We start from the raw sequence: 19,807 nt of genomic DNA, 5'->3' as shown, positions 1-19,807 counted from the left end.
TCAAGGTATTAAGATTACGTAGCAAAGAAGGAGTATGCCTACTATGAAAGCAGTTAACTGGAATCGCCCGGACGATGATTTCACGCTGACGTTCTGGCAGCAGAACGTGATGCAATTTTGGACGGACGAAGAAATTCCGTTATCCGATGATAAAATGGACTGGATGCAAATGACGGACGACGAGCGCACGCTGTACAAAAACGTGCTCGGCGGCCTGACCTTGCTTGATACGATACAAGGCGGCGTCGGCATGCCGAAAATTTTGGAGCATGTGGACGGCTTGCAGCGCAAGGCTGTACTTTCCTTCATGTCCATGATGGAGCAAATCCACGCCAAGTCCTACAGCAGCATCTTCACGACGCTAGCTTCCGGCGAAGAGATCGACGCGATCTTCAAGTGGGTGGAGGAGAATCCTCAGCTGCAGAAGAAAGCGAACCTGATCGCCTCCTGGTATACGAACATTACGGGCCCGAAAGAGCTGTACAAGGCGATGGCGGCCTCCGTATTCCTGGAGAGCTACCTGTTCTACAGCGGCTTCTTCTACCCGCTGTACCTGGCGGGCCAAGGCAAGATGACAAGCAGCGGCGAGATCATCGACTTGATCTTGCGCGACGAGAGCATCCACGGCCTGTATGTCGGCGTGCTTGCTCAAGAGCTATTCGCGACGTTCACTCCGGAGGAGCAGGCCTCGTTGCAAGTTGAAGTCTATGCGCTTCTGAACGAGCTGTACGAGAATGAAGTAGTCTATACGGACGACCTGTACGGCGCGCTTGGCCTGGAAGAGGAAGTGAAGGCTTATGTCCGCTACAATGCGAACAAAGCGCTCATGAACCTTGGCATGGAGCCGCATTTCCCGGAGGAACCGGTCAACCCGATCGTATTCAATGGCATAAGCACGCATACGAAGCAGCATGACTTCTTCTCCAAGAAGGGCAACGGCTACGTACGTACGATTCACGTCGAGCCATTGAACGACGATGACTTCGTCTTTAACTTCTAATTCGAAAGCTTGACTCATAGGATCAAATAGGATCGCTCCTGACTATGCCTTTTGGCAAGGCGGGGGCGATTTTTGCAAGGCGGAAGGTTCTCTAGTAAGCTGGTGATAGCAGCAATTATTCATTCAGGGGAGCGATGCGCTCACGCTGCTGTCTACAGATGAGCGGGGAGAATCGTTGTAATCGTAGAGGGGAGACGGGAACATGAAGTCTATTGCCGTAAAGGAGCTGGCCAGGCGCTTTAACCTTGAGGTGCTTGTAGGCACCGAGCATTTGGATCGGAATATCATGAAGGCGCGCGCTTACCGGCCGGGTCTGGAGTTTATGGGATACTTTGATTTCTTCCCGCAGGAGCATGTACAAATTTTGGGCAAAAAAGAAATTACGTATCTTCACCGTCTGACGGAGGACGAACGCAACTTCCATATCGGCAATATCGTCAAGTATCATCCACCATGCTTTATTGTGACCTCCGGTCAGGAGGGGCTGAAATACCTGACGAAGCATTGCGTGGAGGAAGGTATTCCGCTGCTTCGGACGCAAGAGCCTACCGCCGCTTTTGTGGGGATGCTGGATGCCTATCTGCTGAAGGAGCTTGCGCCCGAGATCGCCGTACACGGCGTCTGTCTGAACGTATCGGGCATCGGCATCCTGCTGCGGGGCAAGTCCGGCGTTGGCAAAAGCGAGACCGCTCATACGCTTATCCGTCGCGGGCACCGGCTTGTCGCCGATGATATCGTGGTACTGAAGAAGCTGAGCTCGCAGACGCTGCTGGGCAGCCACAACGAGAAGTCGAAGGAATTTCTTGCGCTGCGAAGCGTGGGGCTCGTGAATGTGGTCCGTTTGTACGGCCGCAAGGCATTCCAGGACGAGACGCGTATAACGCTTGATATCGAGCTGACCAGGTGGCGCGAAAACGATTTGAACAACGACCTGGAGCTGGAGCCGCAATATGTGGACTATATGGGTGTCCAAATTCCTCACTTTGAAATTCAGCTGCAGCCGGGCCGCGATGTGGCGGGCTTGATCGAAGCGGCGGCGAATAACTGGTATTTAAAGCAGCAAGGTTATAGCGCGGTTGAAGATTTCATGAAGCGGCTGGAATGTGATTAGATTTTGATTTTAGCCGAATACAAGTTCGTTCACGAAGGTTTCAAATGATTATTTTCGAAATAACTATCCTTTAATTGGGAAAACATGCTACACTAGCGTTGTGAAAGCTCATCCTACGGTATCGTTCCGGTGATGAAGCCAAGCAAGAGAACTGTCCGATACCAGCCAATGCCCTTCGACACCGGTTTTGTTCGACAAAACGTTAAGGAGGAACAAAGCGTGGAAAACTGCTCGATCGTCATCAAGCCTGCTTTGCAACTCGTTGGAATCAGTTATTGCGGCCCGTATTCATCCTTCCCGGATGAAGCGATTCGGCTGCAGACCGAGTTTCTCGCCAGAAAGCATGAATTGAACGATAATGTGAAGTCGACTGTGCTGTACAGCCCTAACTTTGGGAATGAAGCATTTGCTACGTATTGGGCTTGCTATGAGGTTCAACATCTGGATGAAGTACCGGAAGGCATGGTGCAGCTCACCATTCCTGGCCACCGCTATGCGATGGTTGCAAGCTCCAATAAGCGGATTGGCGAAGGGTATGAGCAATTGCATGCCTGGATGAACGAACAGGGACTTAAGAAGAACGAGCAAGCCGTCTCCTTGGAGCTGTTCTATATCGATGAGCAGCATTGGGAGGAAGAGCCGGTCGAGCTTCTGATTCCGCTGAAAGACTAAAGCTACGAAGAGCTTGCGACAAGCAGGTTCTTTTTCTTTTTTTATAGAGACATTGATGCTGATAACATAAGAAAAGGAGGTCGTGGCATGGGAACGGCTTTGCATATTATAGATGCGTTTTCTAATGAGCGTTTTAAAGGAAATCCGGCGGCTGTCTGTGTAATGGAGGGGCCGATGCCGGACTTGCGAATGCAGGAGATTGCATCGGAGATGAACTTGTCGGAGACGGCTTTTGTATGGGCAGGAGATGAGGGGTACAGGCTGCGCTGGTTTACGCCGAAGGCGGAGGTCGACTTGTGCGGACATGCGACGCTTGCGGCCGCTCATGCATTATGGGATATTGGCGTGCTCTCAGAGAGTGAAAAGGCTGTTTTTCATACAAAAAGCGGCATCCTGTCGGTGGAACGGGACGGGGAGTGGGCGAATATGGACTTTCCTGCTGAACCGGTAGAGCCGGTAACGGCGCCGAAGGAATTGATTGAAGCGCTCGGACTTATCCCGCGTTATGTCGGCCGTAATCGGATGGACTACTTGGTCGAGGTGGATAGTGAAGCAACGGTAAGATCCTTACAGCCGGATTTTCAACTGCTGAAGATATTGCAGACCAGAGGGGTCATTGTGACAAGCGCGGCAGCTCAGAGAGGAGAGAGCGCAAGTTACGACTTCGTCTCACGCGCTTTCTTCCCCGGAATCGGCGTGAACGAGGACCCGGTGACGGGTTCGGCGCATTGCGCGCTGGCACCGTATTGGGGCAGGAGGCTCCGCCGGAATGACCTGACCGGCTACCAGGCTTCCGAACGTGGCGGCTACGTTCGCGTACAGGTGAAGGACGAGCGCGTCCTTCTGTCCGGACAAGCCGTCACGGTGCTTCGAGGTGAGCTTGCAGAGTAAGCTTGGGAAGGGATTTGCAAGCCGAATTTCTCGGCTTGGAGAGCCGGTCTGAGCTCGCAAAGCAGCTGCAAGCCGAATTTCTCGGCTTGGAGAGTCGATCCGAGCTCGCAAAGCAGCTGCAAGCCGAGTTTCTCGGCTTAGAGAGCCGAATCGAGCTCGCGAATTAGCTGCAAGCCGAATTTCTCGGCTTAGAGAGCCGGATCGAGCTCGCAAAGCAGCTGCAAGCCGAATTTCTCGGCTTGGAGAGCCGAACCGAGCTCGCAAAGCAACTGCAAGCCGAGTTTCTCGGCTTGGAGAGCCGGAGCGAGCTTGCCAGGCGTGTAACGCTGGCTAATCAGCAGCGGTAAAGTTGTTCGGATCGCTGTTGATCTCTTGAATAGCTGTTTCGACGCGCTCCCAGCCTTGGTCGAACGTTATGGTGCCTTTGGCAACAGCTTCGAATTGCTCCGCGAACACATTGCTGAGTTGCCAATACGCTTCACCGGTAAAGGTAACAGTCGATAGAGGCGGGGCAGCGCCGTTCGTCTCGAAGATCACGTCAGCCGAGAAGGGGCTAAATGATACCGCATCCGGATAGGTGACAAAACCATATGGATTCTGCGTCGCCCCAAAGCCTTTGGCCCCAATCCCGCCAATCACTTCAGCATCAATCCGCGCGGCCGCTTCTTCGCTCATGAGATAGGCCATGACCTGCATCAGTTCGTCGATATATTCGCTCTCCGCATGGACGGCAAACGGATTCGTTGCCCAGATCGGCATACGGTATTGGTTCATAGGGTCGCGCGGCAGCTCAACGATCGACCAGTCTTCCGGCGATAGACCGCCATTTATTAGTGATCGGATATAATCGGCTCCGGAGATGAAGAGTCCTGTATTGTCAAAGGTGCGCGGAGAATATATTTTGTTTTCTAAAAAACTTTCCTTCATTCCATCCTCATACAGCTGTTCGTACAATTGTCGCCATTCCGGACGATCCAGCGTCAACTGGTTATCTTCGACGACGTTCCAGCCCATAATCGTGCGTCCGACCCATACTAAACCTGAGAATTGCGGCAAGTTTGCCATATAACTTTTCACTTCGGGATACTGCTCTTTGACCGATGAGACTGCTTGTCTGAATGCTTCCCAAGTCATCGGACTTTCCGGCTCATCCACATTGAGTTCGCGCAATAGCTTCCCATTTATAAACAATACACGTTTATTAAACGTAGGAGACAATTCAGTCAAGGTGCCATCGGGTCTTGTTGCTTGGTCGGCCAGTATTTTTTGATGATTGTTTAGTTCAATCCCGTAAACATTAAGCAATGGAGCCAGATCAAGCAGTGGATATTCCTCTATGTAAGCATCCGGAGAAAGGTTGAGAAAAAGATCTGCATCCGTATCCTCTACGAGTGCAATGACTGCTTCCAGTTGATCCTGAGGTGAAATATTTACATTTTCTCCTACCTCTTTAATAGGGTCTATCGCTTCAAATGTCATATGTGGGAATTTCTCTCGCAGCAAAGGCTCGAAGCTGGTGAATCGCTCCAATGGCTCCGCGATTACTTTGACGGTTATGTTCGGCGGCTTTTTCTTGCCGATTCCTATCGCAGAGCAGCCCTGGGCAAGAAATACGAGCAGAAGCAAACAAGCGATCCCTATCTTACCAAATCTGTTCAATGCCATGTCCTCCTTGAGCATCCATTCATGATATGGAAGCACTAGTATATAGAATTAACTATGTATAGGAACGGTACGAGCTCTTATTTTGTTGCGCAATTATGTAAAAATTAACATATTGAGGACATAGTGAGTGAATTTGTAACGACGCAATGGCACGAAATAATAGGGATGCCTCATCCCTATTCATTCTCGCTCATACAAACAGACCATCGTAAGATAACTGAGCATATATCAAAAAAGGGAAGCATCGCGCATGGATCAACCATGCGGATACTTCCCTGTCTTCGTTATACACTCATTCCCTTTCTGGAAGCGGGAATCGCTTTATAGGCGGTGACGCGGTTTTTGCCGTTGGTCTTGGAGTAGTACATGGCCTCGTCCGCAAGCTTGACCATCTCCTGGACGGAGGAGGTGTCTTTGGTCGTGCTGAACCCGACGCTGATCGTGACGATCGTCTCCGTTTCTACGCGTCTGCGTATCGATTCTGCGACGATCTCCGGCTTGACGCGGTCCGTGCCAATGCAGGCCAGCAACTCTTCACCGCCGTACCGCCCGGCAGCGCCGATGCCGCTGGATTCCTCTTTAATGATTTCGGCTACGCGCTTCAACACTCCGTCTGCTTTGTGATGGCCCTGCGTATCGTTCAGCTTCTTGAAGTTATCGATATCGCAGAAGATGACAGCCACTGATTTGCTGCTTGCAAGCAAGCCCTCCGCTTTGGAATGAAAGTGACGACGATTGTATAGCCCTGTCAAGCCGTCGACGATCGAAGATTGATAGGTCGACATCAGCCGTTCAATGACCCATTCAAACAACAGCATGAACAGCAGCGAGAAGTATAGAATCGGCATTAGCATCGAAAGCAGAATCAGCCATGGCTGGGACCCGTGGAATACGTAGCCTTCGGCGATGCGTGCCAGCTCGTAGATGAAAAAGACGACAAGACCCGTATAATATTTGCTGTTCATGTCGGCGCTTCGCGTTGCAAGCAATATAATGAGGGTAACGACGATGCTGTACACATCAAGCATCGGGAAGGCGAAATCCCCCGCTGTCCGGTCCATGCCCTCGAACGGCTGGATGGCGACTTGAATGGCCGCCAAACCTACGGTGGCGAGCGACATGAGGGCGAACGGAACAATCCGAAGCTGCGCGGAACGGTAAGTATATAATTTCATGAACACAAAGTTTATAATAATAAATGAAACAATATGCAGCACATCCGACAGCAAGTAGAGCCACGGCGAGAGATTCCATCCCGGGAACGCCAGAGCAACTAATGCGCCTTGCCGCACAATGCTGAGCATTATGGCTGTGATAAGCAGCCTGTAGGTATGCTTGTTGCGATAGCTTACGTATAGCTTTATAGACATGAAGAGCATCAGAATCAGAATGACGATTACTGATGAAGAGGAAAACAATTGTCCGTTCGGGCCTGTCAGCCATTGCATGATTGTCATCGTCCGACCACCAATATTGTAGGATAAGTAGCAAACTTTACAGAAACATACGTTCTATTATATCATATTTCAGTAGATGTTGAAGCTAGAAGTTAACGAGCATTCGAAGCGATCACCGCTTCAGAACCTATCAGGAGCTGGAACAAATGAATATATTGCAAGCATTGTTTTTTCCTCCGGAACAGCCCGGCGGCGTATCGTCCATGATCCCTTACATTCAGGAACGCTTCCACAAGCTGGGATGGGGGATGGACTTGTTCTCCCTCCCGAAGCGCGTCCGGAACAAAGGCCAGGAAGAGGTCTCGTTCCGAACTTTCGATCATACCCCTTATATCGGCAATCCGCTCGTCGATAAATATATCCAGACTTATAAAGATTACGTATGGTGGACGCGTATGCGCATCCAGAAGCCCTACGATATTATTCATGCGCATCATCCCATCGCCGCAATGGTCATGAAAGACCTGTTTCCCGACACTCCGCTAGTCATGACGCTTCACTCCAGCTATGAGCGAGAGCTTATGCTGAATGGCAAGATTAAAGAGGGCAGCGTAGAGCACCGCTTCCTGACTTCCATATACCGTGAGTTGGAATTGAAGGCCGACAAGCTGATGACCGTATCGGAATCGTTCCGCAATTACATTTCTCCGTACATCGATCATGCCGAGCGCATTAAAGTGATTCCGAACGGCTTTGACGAGAAAAGATTCAAGCCGATCGCCCATGAAAATGAAGTGACGCAATTAATTACGGTATGCCGTCTTGTCCCTGCCAAAGGGATCGATGTGCTGCTTCATGCTTGTGCGGAGCTGAAGCGCAGAGGTCATCCGTTCGTGCTTCATATTATTGGCGACGGACCCATTCGCGAAGAGCTGGAGGAGCTGGCTCTGAAGCTCGATCTGTATGACGACATTATCTTCTACGGTTACATGCTTCATCCCGAAGAGTTCATGCCGTTTTTTGACGTGTTCGTATTGCCTTCACGCGCTGAGGCATTCGGCTCGGTATTTGCCGAGGCTGCATTATGCTGGCTGGCGCTTGTGGGCACGAATGTCGGGGGCATCGCAGAGCAGATTGAGGATGGTGTGAACGGTCTGCTTGTACCGCCTGAAGACCCGGGTGCGCTTGCTGATGCGCTGGAGAAGGTGGTAGTTGATCCAACGTATCGCTATAACTTAGCCCGATCCGGCTGGGACAAGGCAAAGAAGGCATATTCGCTGCAGCGCGTTATCTCCCAACTGAAGAAGGTATACAACGAAGTGAATGCGGGAGTCAAACCCGAGTAGCTGCCTGTTAGTTGCTGCTGGAGCAGCTTCTGATTAATCAAAATCTATTTCATTATTTTTGCATAGTAAAAGGCTGGTGACGGTATGAGTGTGTCATTTCGGTTCATTCACGCAGCCGATCTGCATCTGGATAGCCCGTTCAAGGGGCTGTCGAAGGCGCCGGAAGCGGTCAGGAAAGGGCTGGCGGAATCGACTTTCGCCGCCCTGAGGAAGCTGACGGATCTTGCGATAGCGGAGGAAGTGGATTTTATCGTCATTGCCGGAGATCTCTTCGACGAGGCCGATCGCTCCCTGCGCGCGCAGCTGTCTTTGCTTCAGGAATGGAAGCGCCTTGCAGCGGAGGGGATAGCGGTCTATGCCATTCACGGCAATCATGATCATCTGGGCGGCAAGCGGGCTCAGATGGAGCTTCCGCCGAATGTGCATATATTTGGCGCGGCCAGGCCGTCTGAGATACCGGCTTACCGGAGGACAGGTGAGCTGGCTGCGTATGTGTACGGTATGTCCTACGGGGAGCGTGCCGAGACGCGCAATTTGGCTGCTGCTTATCGGACAGCGCCGGAGGCGCCTTATCATATTGCTCTGCTGCACGGCAACGTCGGGAGTAATGCTTCGCATGACCCCTATGCGCCTTGTACGCTTGAGGGGTTGATTGGCAGCGGCTTTGATTATTGGGCTCTCGGACATATCCATAAGCGTGAGCTGCTGCACGAATACCCGCATATTGCTTATGCCGGCAATCTTCAAGGCCGGAACCCGAAGGAAACCGGGGCCAAAGGCTGTTATGTGGTGGATGTGTCGGAAGCAAGAAAAGTGGATATGCGTTTTATGCCGCTGGACCAGGTACGATGGCTAGAGGAAGAGGTATCGATCGAAGACATCGTGACGGAGCAAGAGCTGCTGCGAGTATTGGAACGGAGAGTGGCACAGTACGAAGAGAAGGAAGAAGGGGGTTCCTTGATGCTGCGGCTGCGACTGACAGGCAGCGGGGAGCTTCACCGGACGGTTAGCCAGCCTGCATCGCTGGCAGCATGGCTTGAACAACTGCAAGAGAGCTGGCCTAAGCTGTCAGACGGGCGCTGGATTTATGTCTACGGGTTGTCGTCGTCTACGAGTACCCCGATCGATTGGCAGGTCTTGCAGCACGAAGACAGCTTTGCCGGGGAGCTGCTCCGGCTGAGCACAAGACTCCGCCAGAACGAGGAGCAATGGCGGGAGCTGGCTGGACAAGCGGTTGCGGATATGACCGATCATCCCAGGCTGAATCGGATTAGCCGGGAGAAGTGGAATACGCCGCAGAAGGAATGGCTTCAGCAGGCGAAGGAACTGACTTTGGGACTCATTGCCGGACATGATGAACATAATCGCCGTACTTAACGGCAAGCGAGATGTCCTTAATCCAGCCAGGTAGGAGGCAGCGGAATGAGACTGCAAGAAGCTTTCATAGATGGATACGGAAGGTTTCATAACCGGCGCCTGGATTTGGATGCGCCGGTTATCGTCGTATATGGACCGAACGAAGCGGGCAAAAGCACGTTATTCGGTTTTTTGAGAACGATGCTGTACGGCTTTGCCCGCCGCTCCTATCCCGCTCTTCGAGCTGAACCGCTGTATGGGGGACGGCATGGCGGGCGGCTGTTGTTCCGCGATGGCATGGGGAAATCCTATTATGTGCTCCGGCATGCGGATGAAGCAGGCGGCAAGCCGAGATTGCGAGAAGTGTCCGATTCTTGGGGAACGGCCTATGAGCCCGCAAGTCTTGAGGAACGGATGATGGAGCAGCGGGAATGGGAAGGACAATATTTGGGCGGCATCCAGGAGCGGTTGTTCCGGGGATTGTTTGCGGTAACGTTGACGGAGCTTCAGGAAGTGGGCATTTTGTCAGGTGCAGAGCTTGGCCGTCATCTCTATGAGGCTGGTTGGGAGAGCGGCGGGGCGGTCGCGGCTGCTGAGAAAGAAATCACTCAGGAGCTGGAGCAACTGTTCAAGCCCAAGGGGACCAACCAGCGGATGAATGCCGGCCTGCGGAAGCTGGAGCAGCTTGAGGCGGAATGGAGGCGGCTTGAAGACGGCATAGAGAGCTATAATCAGTGCAAGCAACATGAAGCAGCAGCTGTGCAGAAGCTGGAGGCTATAGCTGATCGACTGCCAAAGGTGCAGCTGCAGCTTAGATATACGCAGAAGGCGCTGGCATCCAGGCCGGCTTGGCTGCGCATGTGTCAGGCGGTGGGAGAGGCGGAGAAGTACCGTTATACGGAATCGCTTCCCCTCGGAGCTGAGCAGGCTTGGCATGAATGGCTGAGCAAGCGTCAGGAGGCTGAACAGAAAAGGGATGCGCTGAAGCAGGAGGCCGGAAGACTGGAGCGCCAGCTAGCTGATTTAAGTTATGACGATGGCTTGATTGCCAGGACGGTAGACACGGAAGCTGCGCTGCAGTCCGCGGAGCGAATGCATGCATTAAAGGAACAAGTGTCGGAGTGGGATAACGAACTGGGGATGCTGGATGAGACAATCGGCGGTTTGGTCATGAGCATTTCGCCAGAGTGGACCGAGCGTCAACTGCGTGAACTGAACGTAACCATTGCGGACCGCGACTTCGCGCGCACGATGCAGGAGCGTGCACATTCGCTGCTTCGGCAAGAGGAGCGTCTGGCCTCCGAGCTGGATGCGCTTCGCCTGCAGAGGAAAGAAATGGTTACACAGCAAGATGAAGCAAAAACTCGGATGCAACAGGCGAAAGGAGCTCTTCATCCTAGTGAGAAAGGGCGATTCGCACTCAATTCGACCTCCAAGAACGGCTTGATGGCAGCCTGGAATGAATTGGATGATGCACTGAGAGAGTGGGAGTTTCAGCTTGGACCGGATACTGGCGATCAGTCTGGAACTTACGGAGCTCACAAGGCTTCTTCGGTCAAAGGGGTGGCTGGGGCCGTTATTGCGGCAATATCCGCTGTTGTGCTTGGCGGCGCATCCGCGCTCGGATGGCTGGGCGAAGCGACGTTGCTTGGCGGGGTAGCCGCTGTCGGAGCGGGCGGGATTTTCGTTGGCTTAATGATTAGTCTGCGGTCTAGAAGCTCGGCTGCGGATTCCAAGTCTCGTTCAGCTAGCGGGAGAGGTCGCCGCCGTCCGTTCGGACAAGGCGAGCAGCGAGTGCGCGAGGCGTTTGCCGGTATGACGAAGGAGGCGAACAGCCGGACGGAGGCGTTTCTGGAGCAGTTTCGCCAAAGCCTATTAAGCCATTCCGGCAGCATGTTCCGCGCGATGATCCGGCAAGACGTGCAGGATCGTATTGAAGCTTTAGGTGAATATGAGATCTGGCGCATGAAGCATGACGAGGCGGAGAGCCGTTTGGCGCGCCACCGGGAATCGGCCAGCGAGCGCGCGGCTGCGGCGGGCGAGTTGAAGCGGCGTTCGGAGGACTTCTCCGCGCAATGGCGAGAGTGGCTGGCCGTACGGTCGCTGCCGGGCACCTTGTCACCGTCGGCGGCGCTGGAAGTCTTCGAGCTCGCTGAGTCGGCGATTGAGCAACTGAAGCGTTACGACCGAATGACGATACGCCGAGAAGAGTCGTGCAAGGAGCTGTCCCGGTATGAGCAAAAAGCAGTGCATCTATGCGAAGGTGTCGAATCTGCCGATCGGCTGCTTCGGCAAGATCCGGCGCTTGGCTTGCAAGCGCTGCTGACCGAGTGCAGGAGGCATGCTGATATTCGTAGGGAAGCCGGAGTCTTGGAGGCGCGGGTGCGCGAGCTGAATCTGGAGCTGGCTGATGAAGAGAGCAAGCTTGACGCAATTGGGCAAGCGATTAGCGCGGCGATCGGAGAAGCGGGGCTTGCGCTGGAAGCGGAATATGCGGCCGTTCTTGAGCATTTTCGTCTATGGACGGGGCTTGCAGATGAGGGACGAAGGCTCCAATTGGAGCTTACGGCGGGTCTTGCAGGCGAGGAATGGGAAGAGGTGGAACGGCTTTTAACCCATGCTGATGAGGAGAGGTTATTGAGCCGTCTGGAGGGGCTGCGGCAGGAAGAGGCCGGATTGACCCAGGATCACCAGGAGCTGCTGGAACGAAAGGGCGCTTTAGGCGCGGCAATGGAGCAGCTGTTGCAGGAAGGAGAGCGCCAGCGTTTGGTTGCAGAACGCGAGATGATTTTGGCGGGGCTTGACGCTGATATGGAGCGTTATGCGGTCTTATCGGTAAGCAAATCGCTGATTGAGCGTACGAAGCGCATCTACGAGCAGGAGAAACAGCCGATCGTCCTGCGCCATGCTTCTTCTTATATGAACAAGCTGACGGAGGGCCGTTATGTGAGAGTCAGCGCCGATCCAAGCCGCTCAGGCATTCGGGTCGAGGACAGGGAGAACACGGTGCTGGACAGCGGTTTCTTAAGTCGCGGGACGGCTGAGCAGCTTTATCTGTCCATGCGGCTCGCACTCGCGAAGGAGTCCTCGCAAGCTGCCAAGCTCCCTCTCATGCTGGACGATCTCTTTGTCAACTTCGACGGCAACCGGTTAAAGGCTGCCGCCGCATTAGTGGCGGAGCTGTCCGAAGAGCGACAGATTGTATTTTTTACCTGCCAGGAGCATACCCGAGATGCCTTGCTGGCCGCTTGTCCGGGAGCCAAGCTTGTTGGTCTCGATACAGCTGCCGCAGTTAGCGGATAGCTCCATAGAGGGTCGCCTACGTTCGTCGGTAGGCGACTCTTTTGCGTATAATAAGCACCAGCCAGCCAAGGCTGATGAGACCGAATAGCGGATACAGCGTCGAGAGCAGAGGGCCAAAGCCGATCTGGCTGGCCAAATAACAGATGATCAGCACGCCAAGCGTCAGCAGCTCGCGCGACCATTTCATCCGCTCCTGCAACTGCAGCGTCAAGCCGTAGATATCGGCAATCAAGGTAGTGAAAATTTCGGCGAAGATGAGGAAAATATAGATGAATTGCACATAATGGCCCAGCTGTCTGGCGATTCCGCCCATGGGGATTGCGAATTGCTGAATGCCGGGCATATGAACGGACAAGGCGATATGGCCGGCAAGCAGCATAAAGCCGATGCCGATCCCTCCGACCCAAGAGCCGATAACGATCGTTTTTCGATCGCGAATTTCTGCGCCTAGCGGGACGAGCACAGCTTGTGCCAGCGAGAGGTTGAAGGCGGTATAGAGGAAAGGGGAGGCCCATGCCGCCCAAGGCGAATAATCGGTGACAAGGGTAATGAACTTGTCCGAGCCAGGTGTCCGGAAGGTGTCGATCATAACCAGCACGGTAAATAGGAGCATAACGGGCACGACGATCGCATTGACGGTCAGAATCGCCTTCATGCCTTTGCGCAGAAGAAAGAAGCTGGCCACAATCGTAATGAGGAGACCAGCCTGATAGGAAATGTTCCAATGTTCGTAAAAGATTGTGCCTGCGCCTGCCAGCATCACAGCGGTGACGCCAAGCAGAATCACGAGCATGAAATGGCTGATCAGGCGCCCATATCGATCACCGAACAGCACTTTGTTCAAATCCTCGTACGAGCGCGCGCGAATCTCGCTGGCAATTAGCATCATCTTGGTACCTAGCCAAATAAACAGGACGGTTGCCAAAGCGATTGTTAACGATCCCCAGTAGCCGAATCTTGTAAAAAACTGCAAAATTTCTTGTCCGGTGGCAAAACCTGCACCAACAATGGTTCCCATATAGGTTGAAGCTATCTGCAATACTTTGCCTGTCCGCTTCTGCATCGTACCCTTCCTCCGATCGACTGCCTTCTCTATTAAGAAGGTATGTCCAAGGGGGGACAGGCATGACATAATTATTGGAAAATTCCATAGGCAACTTCCGATACTTCCGGGCTTAACCCTGTGCGATCAGCTTCATTGCGACAATTTCGTCCCGATCGGGATTGACGTCCAGCTTGAGCGTGGCGCCGGCGGCGTCATAGATAAAGAGATAATCGGATCTGGAATCGGGCTTGCCCAGTTCCTTCAGCGCCTTATCTGGATCATCGCCGATTCTAAGTCCGCTGAGTCCGGCCAGCGTATCGGCTCCGAAAACCTCGACAAAATGCACAAAGCCGCTTTGATCAAGGCCAATGGAGAACCCGTCATACTCCAGTACGCGTATGGATTCCGCTTCTTCTTCGAGATGGTAGCTGTCCTCCGCTTGGCCGAAGTAGCGGTGAATCACCTCATTGCTGTCGCCAATCGCAACGCCTTTCAACCGCGGCTCGTCCAGGCTCCACTCATCGGGCTTGCCGGAATTTCCGGGTCCAGTCTTGTTCAGTGATGAGGTCTCCGTCGAAGCTTCGCGGTCCGGATGATGCGTAGCAGGCGGAGCTGTTGCTCCGTTCTTCTCGTCATAAGACTTCTGAGGACTGTCGATGACGATGCTCTCGTTCTGCTGCGGCTTGCTCTCGCCCAGCTTGTCAGGGCTTTGGCAGGCCGTGAGGCTGACGGTCAGCGCAAGGGCTGGCACGAGCAGTAATCTATGGTAGTGATGAGCGTTCCGAAATAGGTTCATATGCGCTCCTCCGAATCTTGTTTCTATGTATATATAAACGTTGCAACCTGGGGTAAAGTTGCTTTTTTTCTCTATTAAATGGTTCTCATCTTTCGGGGAGTCAGTGAGCGTCAAATTCGTATAGCCGGCAATCTGGACATATCAGGTTGCGCTTTTTGCCTTGCGTGTGGTACGTTATCGAAAAGGAATTTTTGGCGGAGGTTATTTCGAATGGAAAAGTTAAAGCAACGTATATTGGAAGAGTCGTCGGTATTGTCGAGCGATGTGCTGCGGATGGATGCCATCATCAATCATCAGGTTGACCCGGCGCTTACGATGGAGATGGGACAGGAATTCGCCAAAAGATTCGCGGAACAGAAAATTACAAAAGTGATTACAGTGGAATCATCGGGTATTCCGGCCGCATTCGCTGCAGCTTACGTGCTGGGCGTGCCGCTTGTATTCGCAAGAAGGAAGAAGACCCTTATCGCGGATCCCGATGTTTATATGGAGCGTGTGCCTTCTTTCACGAAGGGCATAGTCACGGACATTATGGTATCCAAGCAATTTCTGTCGAGTGACGACCAATTGCTGTTTATTGACGATATTATCGCCAACGGAGACGCTGCGCGCGGACTGATCAAAATTATCGAGCGTTCCGGCGCGACGCTGGTCGGCATGGGCATCGTGGTGGAGAAGTCGTTCCAGGCAGGAGCCAGAACGCTGCGGGAGCAAGGCATTCGGGTGGAGTCGCTGGTGAAAATCGCTTCGCTCGACAACGGGGAAATCAAATTTGAGTAAGATGTACCAGTAGTAAAACTCTTTTCCCGGGCGATAATTTCGCTTATAATAAAAGGTAAGTGATCGAGGGGAGGCACAAGTGATGGGGAATATGTCTGCTGAGTTTTTACAGTCGAAACTGACCGATGCCAAGACACATTTTGAGAGAGCATTGGATTGCAAGCATACGGAATTCGATGATCTGTACCCTTATATGATTGAGCATCCGCAGTTTTTCTGGTACAAACGTTATGTTGCCTGGTCAGAATTGCTTACAATCGTGAAGCTTTGTGAAGAGCTGTCTGTCGGTTGGCAGGAGCAGTTCACCGAGAAGCAAGCCGAATATATCGGTAAACGTGTGATGTCTTCGCGCGTGCTGGACGAATGGTACGAGACGAACCGGGAACATGTCGGATAAGGATAGGGCAAGAAAGCATATTGAAACCTCGATGATTCGCATAATGTGAATGTCGAGGTTTTTTTAGTATAATGGAATTTGTAAGCATGTTTGGTAACACAGCATGAGAAGGAGGACAAGTTCGTCTATGGTGTCAGAGGAGCAATTGGACGCATTCCGGCAATCCGGCGAGACCGTCAGAGTTGTGCGGGACGAGATAGAGGCTAATGACGTGCTGGGGATCGTCGTTGCATGGGACGAGACTACTGTTCTGGTACGCAAACGCAGCCGCCGTGTCGTCAAGCTGAGCAGGTCCTACCGGTATATTCCGATCTCGGAGGAACGCATGTCTCCGCCGTCCGTATAAAGCTTTGTAGATCAAAAACAGGAGTGATCGTATGAAGTGTCCAGTATGCGAAGATGTACGCATGAGAGAAGTCGTCAAGGATGATGTTCTGATCGACGTCTGCCCGGATTGCAAGGGCGTATGGCTTGACCGGGGCGAATTGGAGAAGCTGATGCAAGGCGTTCGCGAGGTTCGCCAGGACTATGAGCGGATGGAGCAACATCTGCATGTGGATCCAGCAGCGGGCAATCCTGCGCAGCAACAGCCCGGCGCTTACGGAGGGCAGCCGTCCCAACCGGCGCCTGGCTACGGGCAGCCGCCGCAACAAGGCGGGTATGGCGCACCACCGCAGGGCGCTCCAGGCTACGGACAGCCACAGGGCGGTTACGGCTCCGGCCAGCAGCCGTACAACCAGGGCTACCCGCAAGCAGGCTACGGCAAAAACCAAGGCCAATACGGCTATGACAAATACGGCAGGCCGTATAAGAAGAAAAAGACGGTGCTGGACGTATTCGGCGATCTGTTTGACTAAAAAGTAATGTTCAACCCAAGCTTTCTGCTGCGATGTATGTCGCAGGGAAAGCTTTTTTTTGTATAGACGGGATTATTTTGTATCGAAATGTGACCATACGGCGTCTATAGTTGTGTTTAGGGAAAGGGGGCTCCACTATGCATAGCAACTCGCTCCGGCCGGGCGCGGATTTTACAGAGAGCTATAAGAAACACGGCATTATGCTGTATAAGCTGGCGATGGTTCATCTGGGCCATCCGCATGATGCAGAGGAAGCGATGCAGGAGGCGTTCATGAAGCTGCTGTACCACGCTCCGGTATTTCGGGATGACGAGCATGAGAAGGCATGGCTAATTCGGGTTATGACGAATCATTGCCGGAATATCCGTCGCAGCGCCTGGTTCAGACGCGTGGTCAAAAAAGCGGAGTTGCCGGATGTCAGCGGCAATAGCCCGGCGCATCCGTTAGTGGAGCTGGTGCTTGCGCTGCCTTTCCGCTACAGAACCGTTATTCATCTTTATTATTATGAAGAATATAGCGTCAAGGAAATCGCCGGCATCCTGCATATTAGCGAGTCGGCGGCGAAGATGAGACTGAACCGCGGCAGGCAGCGGCTTAAGCTGGATTGGGAAGGAGAGGTGTAATGATGAATCGGCAAGACTATCAAGATGCGATGGAATCCATAGTGCCGGACCAAGGGATGGAAGAGCGGCTTAAAGGGGCAGTCGGCGCACCGAAGAAGCGCAAACGCCGCTTTATCACCTATGGTGCCGCTTCCTTGGCAGCGGTATGCCTGGTCGTCTGGGCGGTAGCTCAGTATGGACCGGAACGCTTGAATACACTGGATATGATTGTACAACCCGTATCGGATGCAGTCGTCATCCCCAAGATAAAGCTGCCGAAGAAAAGCAACGCATTGGCAGATATGATCGGGCTGATCGTCTATGAAGGCAATATCTACACGCAGACGAGCACCCGAATGACGCCTGCCGACGCCAAGCTGCTGCGCGGCGAGCGGCTCGGACGGACAAAGGGCGGTATCGACGAGTGGAGCAAAAAAACCGATTATGAAGAGCTGGCTTCCACGATTGGAGTAACGGATATATTTGCGGTGAACGGATATGACCAGAGCTTTCGTATTATGTCCTATCACGAAGAGAACGGTGAGATCTATGCCGAACTCTACGAGTGTTTGAATGGGATTACGATTCGGACAGGGGAAGACCTGATTGGAAAGCTAAGGCTGAAGGATCGTGTGCAATCCGTAACCTGGCAGCCCTATGATGCCTGGTACTACAGTAAGCCGGAGTACGGGGAGCTTGCAGCAGATGAGACGATTGATCAATTTGTAGCGGCGTTGTACGAAGCCAAATCGTTTGACCGGGATCGGTTGAATGCGGAGGGAATTTATGAGCGGGATAAGCTGCTGCAGAAGATGCTGTATCTGATGCTGGAAGACGGAACAGAAGTGCAGCTGTGGCTGTTCCCGGGCAACTATGTGATGTATGTTGGCGCGCCGGTTTTCTTCCAGGTGGAGGAGCAAGCCTACCAGGCTTTATGGAATGGGATGGAACAAGCCGATGTTATAACCCATGAACCAACAGCTTTAAAATGAAAACGCGATGACCGCTGCCGGATCTGATCCGAGGGGCGGTCATCGCGGTTTTCTAATGCTGAACGGGATCGCTTATCACGAAGGAAACTTTTGGCCATCAACAGCCGATTTTGAAAGTGGGGAAGTAGCGGTTACATTAGGCCAACGAGGAAGCCGAACCATTCTCATGAAGTAGGGAAATCATCAACTACGATGTTGAATTCCAAATGCAAAAAAGCTCTTAAATTTCCTTGGTAGGAAACTTAAGAGCTGTCCGTTGTTAAGATGGTGCGGTCGAGAGGACTCGAACCTCCACGGCTGTTACACCACTAGAACCTGAATCTAGCGCGTCTGCCAATTCCGCCACGACCGCATGTTGTTGTGTCAACATGAAATAATATATCACAATGAGAAATTCGGGTCAAGCATTATTTTTATATAAAAAAGAGGAGCATGAATCCAACTCATAAAGGCCAGTTTATGTAGTGAGCAACAGCTAAAACAAGCAGGCAAGCCGGTACATTCAGCCTCATAAGCCAACTGGATGGTATCGATTGATGAAAACTGGATGATGTCAAAGCGAGATCCTTCTATTACAATCGGTAACTGAGAATAATAATCATTAACGGTGAAGCTAAGGGGGAGCAATGTATGCGCAAGTTTCAAATGTTCGCGATCATTATGCTAGCGTTCAGTATAGTGCTATCGGCTTGTGGGTCGGACAAAAACACGGGAGCGGCAAGCAATGGCTCAAATCAAGGCAAGACGGTGGATAGCGGAGCTGCAAAGGGAAGCAGCATCAAGCATGAATGGGGAACATGGGAAGGGGACCAAGTGCCGCAAAAGGTCGTAACGCTGGACTTCTCCTTTATTGACACATTAACAAGCCTCGGCGTCGTGCCTGCCGGCAATGCCGGTGTAGGCACAACGAAGATCCCGGAATACCTGCAGGGCTCGATCCAAGCGGACGTAACCGATGTCGGCGAGCGCAAGGCGCCTAACCTGGAAGTCATTCAATCTTTGAAGCCGGATCTGATCATCGCGAGCGTGGATCGCCATAGCATGATTCGCGCCGAGCTTGAAGGCATCGCTTCAACGGTTGCATTCGACGACGCGAGCTACACGCAGGTGTTGGACAACGTCAAGAGCATCGGCGAACTGCTGGGCAAGCAAGCTGAAGCGGAGAAAGTCATCACCGATCTGACAGTCAAAATTGCTGATGTGAAAGGACAAATCGAAGGCCAGCCTTCCATTGTCGTTGCCGGATTTTTTGACGATGAGTTCACGGTATGGATCAAAGACTCCTTTGTCGGTTCGCTGCTGAGCAGCACCGGAGCCGATTATGCCTTCAATGGAGAAATTTCCAAGCTGGAAGGGAAGGGCGAAGGCAGCAAGATGACGCTGGAGCGTCTGCATGAGATCAATCCGGACTATATTATGGTCTACGGAGACAGCACAGAAAAGCTGAAAGCCAATCCGCTGTATCAAGACCTGAAATCGGTCAAGGACGGACACTTTATCGAGGTTGACCGTAATTTGTGGGCGCGCGGCCGCGGGCCCATCGCAGCGAACAATATCTTGGACGAGCTTCTTCTCCATCTGAAAGCAGAATAGGTAT

Annotated in this window: 19 protein-coding genes and 1 tRNA gene; 15 read left to right on the top strand and 5 right to left on the bottom strand. The window is 52.6% G+C overall.

Annotated features, from left to right (window positions below):
- Positions 1 to 43 precede the first annotated feature (43 nt).
- The 5 genes from nrdF (at position 44) to ACFVSO_RS08465 (ending at position 3,841) form a co-directional block, all read left to right on the top strand.
- The gene (gene nrdF / locus ACFVSO_RS08485) at positions 44 to 1,000 is read left to right on the top strand and encodes a class 1b ribonucleoside-diphosphate reductase subunit beta (RefSeq protein ID WP_387472161.1); all 957 of its coding nucleotides are present in this window, start codon (positions 44 to 46) and stop codon (positions 998 to 1,000) included.
- Between the two features lie 202 nt (positions 1,001 to 1,202).
- Entirely contained in the window at positions 1,203 to 2,111 is a 909-nt protein-coding gene (gene hprK / locus ACFVSO_RS08480; RefSeq protein ID WP_387472159.1) for an HPr(Ser) kinase/phosphatase, read from the top strand.
- Between the two features lie 219 nt (positions 2,112 to 2,330).
- Entirely contained in the window at positions 2,331 to 2,783 is a 453-nt protein-coding gene (locus ACFVSO_RS08475; protein ID WP_387472157.1) for a GyrI-like domain-containing protein, read from the top strand.
- Between the two features lie 87 nt (positions 2,784 to 2,870).
- The gene (locus ACFVSO_RS08470) at positions 2,871 to 3,674 is read left to right on the top strand and encodes a PhzF family phenazine biosynthesis protein (RefSeq protein ID WP_387472155.1); all 804 of its coding nucleotides are present in this window, start codon (positions 2,871 to 2,873) and stop codon (positions 3,672 to 3,674) included.
- A gap of 14 nt (positions 3,675 to 3,688) precedes the next feature.
- Positions 3,689 to 3,841, top strand: coding sequence for a hypothetical protein (locus ACFVSO_RS08465; protein WP_387472153.1), 153 nt, complete (start codon positions 3,689 to 3,691; stop codon positions 3,839 to 3,841).
- Between the two features lie 163 nt (positions 3,842 to 4,004).
- On the opposite strand, the gene ACFVSO_RS08460 is transcribed toward ACFVSO_RS08465, so the two are convergent.
- Together ACFVSO_RS08460 and ACFVSO_RS08455 are read right to left on the bottom strand one after the other, a co-directional pair.
- Positions 4,005 to 5,333, bottom strand: a complete 1,329-nt coding sequence (locus ACFVSO_RS08460; RefSeq protein ID WP_387472150.1) for an extracellular solute-binding protein — start codon at positions 5,331 to 5,333, stop codon at positions 4,005 to 4,007.
- A gap of 290 nt (positions 5,334 to 5,623) precedes the next feature.
- Entirely contained in the window at positions 5,624 to 6,796 is a 1,173-nt protein-coding gene (locus tag ACFVSO_RS08455; protein WP_387472148.1) for a GGDEF domain-containing protein, read from the bottom strand.
- 146 nt (positions 6,797 to 6,942) lie between these two features.
- Here ACFVSO_RS08455 and ACFVSO_RS08450 point away from each other — a divergent pair, with 146 nt between their 5' ends.
- From ACFVSO_RS08450 to ACFVSO_RS08440, 3 genes are all read left to right on the top strand, one after another.
- Positions 6,943 to 8,082 (top strand): glycosyltransferase family 4 protein, encoded by a 1,140-nt coding sequence (locus ACFVSO_RS08450; RefSeq protein ID WP_387472146.1) that lies wholly within the window; start codon positions 6,943 to 6,945, stop codon positions 8,080 to 8,082.
- 84 nt (positions 8,083 to 8,166) lie between these two features.
- Positions 8,167 to 9,459: a metallophosphoesterase family protein gene (locus ACFVSO_RS08445; protein WP_387472144.1), complete on the top strand. Its 1,293-nt coding sequence runs from the start codon at positions 8,167 to 8,169 to the stop codon at positions 9,457 to 9,459.
- A 45-nt stretch (positions 9,460 to 9,504) separates the two neighbouring features.
- Positions 9,505 to 12,741: an AAA family ATPase gene (locus tag ACFVSO_RS08440; protein WP_387472142.1), complete on the top strand. Its 3,237-nt coding sequence runs from the start codon at positions 9,505 to 9,507 to the stop codon at positions 12,739 to 12,741.
- Between the two features lie 16 nt (positions 12,742 to 12,757).
- Here ACFVSO_RS08440 and ACFVSO_RS08435 read toward each other — a convergent pair whose 3' ends face one another.
- Together ACFVSO_RS08435 and ACFVSO_RS08430 are read right to left on the bottom strand one after the other, a co-directional pair.
- Positions 12,758 to 13,804, bottom strand: a complete 1,047-nt coding sequence (locus ACFVSO_RS08435) for a YkvI family membrane protein (protein WP_387472140.1) — start codon at positions 13,802 to 13,804, stop codon at positions 12,758 to 12,760.
- Positions 13,805 to 13,916: 112 nt separating this feature from the next.
- Complete coding sequence (locus tag ACFVSO_RS08430) at positions 13,917 to 14,582, bottom strand: hypothetical protein (RefSeq protein WP_387472138.1); 666 nt, start codon at positions 14,580 to 14,582, stop codon at positions 13,917 to 13,919.
- Positions 14,583 to 14,792: 210 nt separating this feature from the next.
- Here ACFVSO_RS08430 and ACFVSO_RS08425 point away from each other — a divergent pair, with 210 nt between their 5' ends.
- The 6 genes from ACFVSO_RS08425 (at position 14,793) to ACFVSO_RS08400 (ending at position 18,210) form a co-directional block, all read left to right on the top strand.
- Positions 14,793 to 15,362: a xanthine phosphoribosyltransferase gene (locus tag ACFVSO_RS08425; protein WP_387472135.1), complete on the top strand. Its 570-nt coding sequence runs from the start codon at positions 14,793 to 14,795 to the stop codon at positions 15,360 to 15,362.
- Between the two features lie 82 nt (positions 15,363 to 15,444).
- Complete coding sequence (locus ACFVSO_RS08420) at positions 15,445 to 15,759, top strand: hypothetical protein (protein ID WP_387472133.1); 315 nt, start codon at positions 15,445 to 15,447, stop codon at positions 15,757 to 15,759.
- A gap of 127 nt (positions 15,760 to 15,886) precedes the next feature.
- The gene (locus ACFVSO_RS08415) at positions 15,887 to 16,105 is read left to right on the top strand and encodes a hypothetical protein (RefSeq protein WP_387472130.1); all 219 of its coding nucleotides are present in this window, start codon (positions 15,887 to 15,889) and stop codon (positions 16,103 to 16,105) included.
- Between the two features lie 31 nt (positions 16,106 to 16,136).
- Positions 16,137 to 16,616: a TFIIB-type zinc ribbon-containing protein gene (locus tag ACFVSO_RS08410; RefSeq protein ID WP_387472128.1), complete on the top strand. Its 480-nt coding sequence runs from the start codon at positions 16,137 to 16,139 to the stop codon at positions 16,614 to 16,616.
- Between the two features lie 137 nt (positions 16,617 to 16,753).
- On the top strand, positions 16,754 to 17,239 hold the full coding sequence (locus ACFVSO_RS08405) for an RNA polymerase sigma factor (protein ID WP_387472125.1): 486 nt from the start codon (positions 16,754 to 16,756) through the stop codon (positions 17,237 to 17,239).
- A complete protein-coding gene (locus ACFVSO_RS08400; protein ID WP_387472123.1) occupies positions 17,239 to 18,210 on the top strand; it encodes a hypothetical protein in 972 nt (323 codons plus the stop codon). Before ACFVSO_RS08405 ends, ACFVSO_RS08400 begins: the two co-directional genes overlap by 1 nt.
- 265 nt (positions 18,211 to 18,475) lie before the next feature.
- On the opposite strand, the gene ACFVSO_RS08395 is transcribed toward ACFVSO_RS08400, so the two are convergent.
- Positions 18,476 to 18,562 (bottom strand) — tRNA-Leu (locus ACFVSO_RS08395).
- Positions 18,563 to 18,840: 278 nt separating this feature from the next.
- On the opposite strand from ACFVSO_RS08395, the gene ACFVSO_RS08390 reads away from it, so the two are divergent.
- Positions 18,841 to 19,803: an ABC transporter substrate-binding protein gene (locus tag ACFVSO_RS08390; protein ID WP_387472121.1), complete on the top strand. Its 963-nt coding sequence runs from the start codon at positions 18,841 to 18,843 to the stop codon at positions 19,801 to 19,803.
- Positions 19,804 to 19,807 lie beyond the last annotated feature (4 nt).

Source organism: Paenibacillus sp. NPDC057967 (assembly GCF_042887015.1).
GTDB lineage: Bacteria > Bacillota > Bacilli > Paenibacillales > Paenibacillaceae > Pristimantibacillus.
This window is presented reverse-complemented; position numbering and strand designations above follow the sequence as displayed.

Excerpts from the sequence above, each read along its gene's own strand:
- ACFVSO_RS08470 (WP_387472155.1), top strand. The coding sequence starts at position 2,871 with ATGGGAACGGCTTTGCATATTATAGATGCGTTTTCTAATGAGCGTTTT.
- hprK (WP_387472159.1), top strand. The coding sequence starts at position 1,203 with ATGAAGTCTATTGCCGTAAAGGAGCTGGCCAGGCGCTTTAACCTTGAG.
- ACFVSO_RS08455 (WP_387472148.1), bottom strand. The coding sequence starts at position 6,796 with ATGACAATCATGCAATGGCTGACAGGCCCGAACGGACAATTGTTTTCC.
- ACFVSO_RS08440 (WP_387472142.1), top strand. The coding sequence starts at position 9,505 with ATGAGACTGCAAGAAGCTTTCATAGATGGATACGGAAGGTTTCATAAC.
- ACFVSO_RS08415 (WP_387472130.1), top strand. The coding sequence starts at position 15,887 with ATGGTGTCAGAGGAGCAATTGGACGCATTCCGGCAATCCGGCGAGACC.
- ACFVSO_RS08405 (WP_387472125.1), top strand. The coding sequence starts at position 16,754 with ATGCATAGCAACTCGCTCCGGCCGGGCGCGGATTTTACAGAGAGCTAT.
- ACFVSO_RS08450 (WP_387472146.1), top strand. The coding sequence starts at position 6,943 with ATGAATATATTGCAAGCATTGTTTTTTCCTCCGGAACAGCCCGGCGGC.
- ACFVSO_RS08410 (WP_387472128.1), top strand. The coding sequence starts at position 16,137 with ATGAAGTGTCCAGTATGCGAAGATGTACGCATGAGAGAAGTCGTCAAG.
- ACFVSO_RS08400 (WP_387472123.1), top strand. The coding sequence starts at position 17,239 with ATGATGAATCGGCAAGACTATCAAGATGCGATGGAATCCATAGTGCCG.
- ACFVSO_RS08425 (WP_387472135.1), top strand. The coding sequence starts at position 14,793 with ATGGAAAAGTTAAAGCAACGTATATTGGAAGAGTCGTCGGTATTGTCG.
- ACFVSO_RS08435 (WP_387472140.1), bottom strand. The coding sequence starts at position 13,804 with ATGCAGAAGCGGACAGGCAAAGTATTGCAGATAGCTTCAACCTATATG.
- nrdF (WP_387472161.1), top strand. The coding sequence starts at position 44 with ATGAAAGCAGTTAACTGGAATCGCCCGGACGATGATTTCACGCTGACG.
- ACFVSO_RS08390 (WP_387472121.1), top strand. The coding sequence starts at position 18,841 with ATGCGCAAGTTTCAAATGTTCGCGATCATTATGCTAGCGTTCAGTATA.
- ACFVSO_RS08430 (WP_387472138.1), bottom strand. The coding sequence starts at position 14,582 with ATGAACCTATTTCGGAACGCTCATCACTACCATAGATTACTGCTCGTG.
- ACFVSO_RS08445 (WP_387472144.1), top strand. The coding sequence starts at position 8,167 with ATGAGTGTGTCATTTCGGTTCATTCACGCAGCCGATCTGCATCTGGAT.
- ACFVSO_RS08420 (WP_387472133.1), top strand. The coding sequence starts at position 15,445 with ATGGGGAATATGTCTGCTGAGTTTTTACAGTCGAAACTGACCGATGCC.